Genomic DNA, 5238 nt, shown 5'->3' on the forward strand with positions numbered 1-5238 from the left:
GTGCCGCTCCATGCCGTTCAGCGCGGTGACGGTCGTCGGCTCCATCATGCCCACGCGCTGGCTCAACTCGCGCTGGGTCAGCCCGTCCTCCGCCCACAGGGCGCGCAGGAAGAACCACTGGCCCATGCTGACCCCGTGCGACGCGATGCGCGTCTGCAGCGCCCGCGAGAACGAGCGGTGCACGTCGCGCACCAGAAGGGACAGCCCGCCATCGGGCACCCGCGCCGTGGATCCGTCGTTGATGGGCGTCGCCACGCGTTCTTTCCCGTTGGTCTTGATGAGACCGTGCATTCAGACAATCTCTCAGCAGCCGCCGCGCCCCGCTGCGCCGACCGGGCCTTCCGGCGGGAAGGCGGGCGCAGGGACGCAGGTGAGTACCGATCATATATATTCGCGCAAAAAGCGCAAAGGAAATGCGTGTACCTAACGAGCCTGCATGCAAGGATATGCCCCACCACCGCACCGCACTTGGTTGACAGACCAAACAAACGCATGGCGGCCCTGCACTCCTTTTATGACGGCATCACCGTCACCACGTGTGCGGCCATCCACGAGACCTCATATGCTGGTATGCGGTTTCGGAGTTAGACCGGTCATACCAGAGGATTTTCTTTCTTTTATTGGGGTTAAACGAAAAACCGTCGCATATTTCCCTAAAACTGTCTGAATACGAACCAACCCAGCCCCCACCCAGCCGTACGAAGGACCCGACCCAGCGATGAGGACCGTCACCGTCGCCGCCACCCAGACCGCCTGCACCTGGGACCGCGCCGCCAATGTCGAGAATGTGGTGGGCCTCGTCCGCGAGGCCGCCGGCCGCGGCGCGCAGATCATCCTGCCGCAGGAGCTGTTCGAGACGCCCTACTTCTGCAAGGACCAGAAGCAGGAGCTGTTCGCCCTGGCCGCCCCCGTCGCCGAACATCCCGTTCTGGCGCGCATGAGCGAGCTTGCGGCCGAACTGGGCGTCGTCCTGCCGGTCAGCTTCTTCGAACGCGCCAACACCGCCTTCTACAATTCGCTGGCGGTCATCGACGCCGACGGCCGGCTGCTGGGCGTGTACCGCAAGTCGCACATCCCCGACGGCCCCGGCTACCAGGAGAAGTTTTACTTCAGCCCCGGCGACACCGGCTTCCAGGTCTACCGCACCCGGTACGCCGCCATCGGCGCCGCCATCTGCTGGGACCAGTGGTTTCCGGAGACGGCGCGCGCCATGGCGCTGAAGGGGGCGGAGATCCTGTTCTATCCCACCGCCATCGGGTCGGAGCCGCAGGACGCGTCGCTCGACAGCCGCGACCACTGGACGCGGGTGATGCAGGGCCACGCCGGCGCCAACCTGATGCCGCTGGTCGCCTCCAACCGCGTCGGGCGGGAGGAGGCGGACACCTGCAGCATCACCTTCTACGGGTCGTCCTTCATCGCCGGTCCGCAGGGTGAGATCGTGGCCCAGGCCGACCGCGAAAGCCGGGCGGTGCTGACCGCCGCCTTCGACCTCGACCGGCTGGCCCTGCAGCGCGCCTCCTGGGGCGTCTTCCGCGACCGCCGCCCGGACCTCTACGGCCCCCTGCTGACGCTGGACGGCGAAACGCCGGTACGGCGGTAGGCTTAACAGAAAGAAACATACGGCTTCAGCCCCTCCCCTGGCCCCGCCGGGGGAGGGAGGGGCCCGCCGAAGGCGGGAGGGTGGGGGCTAGGCGCTACGGGACGACAGACGCCTTTGAACCCGAACCTCCGCCATCCCGAAAGACCTTGCCCCCACCCTCCCATGCTGCGCATGGGTCCCTCCCTCCCCCGCCGGGGGCGAGGGAGGGGCTAGGAGGCGGCACCCCAGTTTCCGTAGGTTGGGTTGAGGCCCAAGCCGAAAACCCAACGCAACACCGTTGCAGCACGACCGCTACAGCACGAGCCCCACACCCGTCGACCGGTTCGCGCCGATCGACGACGCGGCGCCGTAGGCGGCTGCCCCGCGCGCAGCCAGCGCGGGGTTCGCCGCGGCCCCCTCCGGACCGCCGCCCTCGCCACCTTGCTCCTGTTCCCGGCGCAACTCCTGCTGCGCCTGCGCCTTCTGCGCGTCGGCCTGGGCGGCGACGCGCATGTCCTGCGGCGACGGGTCGGAGGGCGCCAGGGCGGCGCGCTTGACCGTCTCCATCTTGCGGATGGTGGCGGTGGGATCGCGCTCCGGGCTGATGTCGATGGGCACTTCGCCGCCAACGGCATAGCTGCGGCCGTCCGGCCCCTGCACCGTCTGGAACGACGCGCCGCCGGCATAGGCGCCGCCGGCCGACTGGTGCGCCGCCTCGTGCTGCCGGACCGACGAGTCGGCCTGACGCAACTCGCTGACCTGCTGCTGCGTCTCCGGTGTCTGGTTTTGCGGCGATTGGGCTTCCGACGTTTGGGCCGCATCGCCCTCGGCACCCGCCGGGCCGTTCGCGGGCGCGCCCGTCCGGCGCCCCGCCGCACGCTGCGCCAGGGGGAAGATCATCCCGGCCGAAATGCCCGAAACGCCCATCACGCCCCCCAAGGCGCGCTCCACCACAGCCCAAGCTTACCACCAGCGCCACGACTCGGCAACGCGGCCAGGGCAATCGCTTGAAGGGCCTGGGGTTGCTGTTTAGCCCCTCTCCCCTTGCGGGAGAGGGGTTGGGGAGAGGGGTCGTTACGCCCGGAGGGCGGAAAAGAATCATCGTCCGGCTCTCCGAGCCGTAATCCCCCTCTCCCCAACCCCTTCCCCGCCAAGGGGGAGGGGCTTTCAAGTGATCGCCCTGCAACGCGGCCCAGGCCATGGACAAAATTCCTAATGAATGGCACTCTGTCCCTGATATGCGGCCATCCTTCCGTCATGCGCTCCGGGTCCGGCCCCGGCACACGCCCGTTTGGACCTGCGGCCGGCCGAAAATCACGGGTATGGTCGAATGCAACACACCCTCGAAAGTGTTGCATCCTGTTGCATTGTGTTGCATTCGGCCGGCCATACGGGCCGGACGCCGCCTTACGGTGGTTGCATTCGCGTTCATTACACTCTATTGTATTCTCAGCGAGCCACCCGCGTCCGTCCGGTGGCGGACGGCGGAACTTTTGACATCGGATGTTTGCTGCTGCGTGCAGATGGATGGCCCGGTCGGCGCCGGTGGCGGCGCTCGTCCTGTGGGCTCTCGCCGTACCGGCCGCCGCAGGCGCGGCCGGACCCGACCGCCTGCCATCGCCTGTCGAGGCCGCCTTCTCCACCCGCGCCGACATGCCGCTGGAACAGTTCGGCTACGACCTGTTTCCCGGAGCCGTGCCGGCCGGGCCGCCGCCGCTCGGCGCCGTGCGCGGCGACTACCGGCTGGGTGCCGGCGACGAGCTGCTGATCACGCTGCGCGGCCAGCAGGTGTCCAGCAAGCGCCACCGCATCGACGGCGAGGGGCGCCTCCTGCTTGACGCGCTCCGCCCCCTGGTCGCCGCCGGCCGCACGCTGGAGGAGCTGCGGGCCGAACTCTCCGCCGCCATGGCCGACACCCACATGAACGTGGAGGTGTTCGTCTCCCTGGCCGAGGTGCGGCGCATCTCCGTCACCGTGGTCGGCGCCGTCGCCCGCCCTGGCCCGCACGAGCTGACCGCCTTCGCCACCGTGCTGGACGGGCTGTACGCCGCCGGCGGGGTGACGCGGGCCGGCTCGCTGCGCCGCATCCGCCTCGTGTCCCCCGGCGGGACGGCGCGCACCGTCGACCTCTACGCCCTGCAGCTCGGCGGCACCGGCGCGGAGGAGCCGCTGCGCGACGGCGACCGCCTCGTGGTGCCGCCGCTCGGCGCCACCGTGGCGGCGGCCGGTCCGCTGAAGCGCCCGGCCATCTTCGAGCTGGCCCCCGATCGCCCCCGCCTGTCGCTGGAGGAGCTGAGCGAACTGGCCGGCGGCCTGCTGCGCCCCGGCGCGCACCGCGCGCTGCGCCTCGCCATCGGCCGCGACGGCTCGGAAACGGCGGAGGAGGTGAAGGACGCCCACGCCCCGCTGTTCGGCGACGGCGACCTGCTGCTGCTGGCCCCGCGCAGCGAGGACCGGCGCGGCGTGGCCCGCCTGGACGGCCACGTGCTGCGCCCCGGCCCGCGCGCCCTGCCCGACACGCCGACCCTGCGCGCCCTCGTCGCCCGCAGCGACCTGGGGCCGGAGCCCTACCTGCCCTTCGCCGCCCTGGCCGGCGCCGACCCGCAGACGCGCGCCCGCGTGCTGCGCCCGGTCGACCTGGGCGCCGTGCTCGCCGGGCGCGACGACCGCGCGCTGGCCGACGGCGACACGCTCTACGTGCTCGGCGCCCGCGACGTGGAGTTCCTGACGTCGGAGTCGGTGCTGGCCCTGCTGCGCGGCGCCCGCACACCGCCGCCGGGCTCCTGCCAGGGCCTCGTGGTGCTGGCACGCGCCCTGTCGGCGGAGCCCGACGGCGCGCTCGCCCGCGGGCCGCAGGCGCAGGCGGCGGCGAAGATGACCGGCGGCACCGCGCCCTGCCCGCCCCTGTTCGAGGCGGTGCCGGACCTGCTGACCTTCGCCATTGCCCACTCCGCCCTGATGCGCTCCGGCGTGCCGCGCCCCGGCTTCTACCCCACCGCCGGCAAGGCGGCGGTGGGCGGGCTGGCCCGCGCGGCCGGCGGCGCCTTCGGCACCCCGGCCGTGGTGGACGGCGCCAAGCCCGGCGGCCGTTCGACCCTCGCCGGGCGCGGCGACATCGTGGAGTCGGTGGAGCCGCGCATCGAGCTGACCGGCCACGTCCGCCATCCCGGCGTGCGCCCGCTGGACGGCGGCGGCACGCTGCGCCACGTCCTAGCCGACGGCGAGGCGCTGCGCCCCGGCGTCTACCCGCTGCTGGGCGTGGTCGAGCGGCACGACAAGCGGACGCTGACCCGCACGCTGATCCCCTTCTCCCCGCAGGAGGTGGCGGCCGGGCGCGCCGACCGGCTGCTGGTGGACGGCGACCGCATCCACCTGTTCGACGCCGCCCGCGTGCGCGCCGCCGTGGCCCCCGCCACCGGCGACCCGCGTGATCCGGTGGCACCATCCAACCCGGCCCCGGCGAACCCGGCCCCGCGCGGCCCCGCCGCCGCTGACGCCGAACCGCTCGACCCCGCCATCGCCGCCCTGTTGATCGAGCGGACGGTGCAGGTGCGCGGCGCCGTGCGCCAGCCCGGCGCCTACCCGGTGGCCGAGGCGGCGACCGTGGACGCGCTGCTGGCCGCCGCCGGCGGCCTCGCCAACGCCGCCGACGCCGGCAG

At 72.1% G+C, this 5238-nt stretch carries 4 protein-coding genes; 2 read left to right on the forward strand and 2 right to left on the reverse strand.

The window, feature by feature from the left end; all coding sequences use genetic code 11:
- The coding region (locus tag VED21_RS22865; protein WP_414638279.1) for a MarR family winged helix-turn-helix transcriptional regulator at positions 1-291 on the reverse strand (291 nt) is incomplete at its 3' end.
- A gap of 427 nt (positions 292-718) precedes the next feature.
- Between VED21_RS22865 and aguB the strand changes: the two genes are divergently transcribed.
- Complete coding sequence (gene aguB / locus VED21_RS22870; RefSeq protein ID WP_324886374.1) at positions 719-1600, forward strand: N-carbamoylputrescine amidase; 882 nt, start codon at positions 719-721, stop codon at positions 1598-1600.
- A gap of 291 nt (positions 1601-1891) precedes the next feature.
- On the opposite strand, the gene VED21_RS22875 is transcribed toward aguB, so the two are convergent.
- Positions 1892-2506 carry a putative metalloprotease CJM1_0395 family protein gene (locus tag VED21_RS22875; RefSeq protein WP_324886376.1) on the reverse strand — a complete coding sequence of 205 codons (615 nt, stop codon included), beginning with the start codon at positions 2504-2506 and terminating at the stop codon, positions 1892-1894.
- Positions 2507-3106: 600 nt separating this feature from the next.
- Here VED21_RS22875 and VED21_RS22880 point away from each other — a divergent pair.
- A partial coding sequence (locus VED21_RS22880; protein ID WP_324886378.1) for an SLBB domain-containing protein occupies positions 3107-5238 on the forward strand: 2132 nt, incomplete at its 3' end.

It is taken from the genome of Azospirillum sp., assembly GCF_035627195.1.
Classification (GTDB): domain Bacteria; phylum Pseudomonadota; class Alphaproteobacteria; order Azospirillales; family Azospirillaceae; genus Azospirillum.

What these genes read in the sequence shown, in the direction of transcription:
- aguB (WP_324886374.1), top strand. Translation starts at nt 719, where the DNA reads ATGAGGACCGTCACCGTCGCCGCCACCCAGACCGCCTGCACCTGGGAC.
- VED21_RS22875 (WP_324886376.1), bottom strand. Translation starts at nt 2,506, where the DNA reads ATGGGCGTTTCGGGCATTTCGGCCGGGATGATCTTCCCCCTGGCGCAG.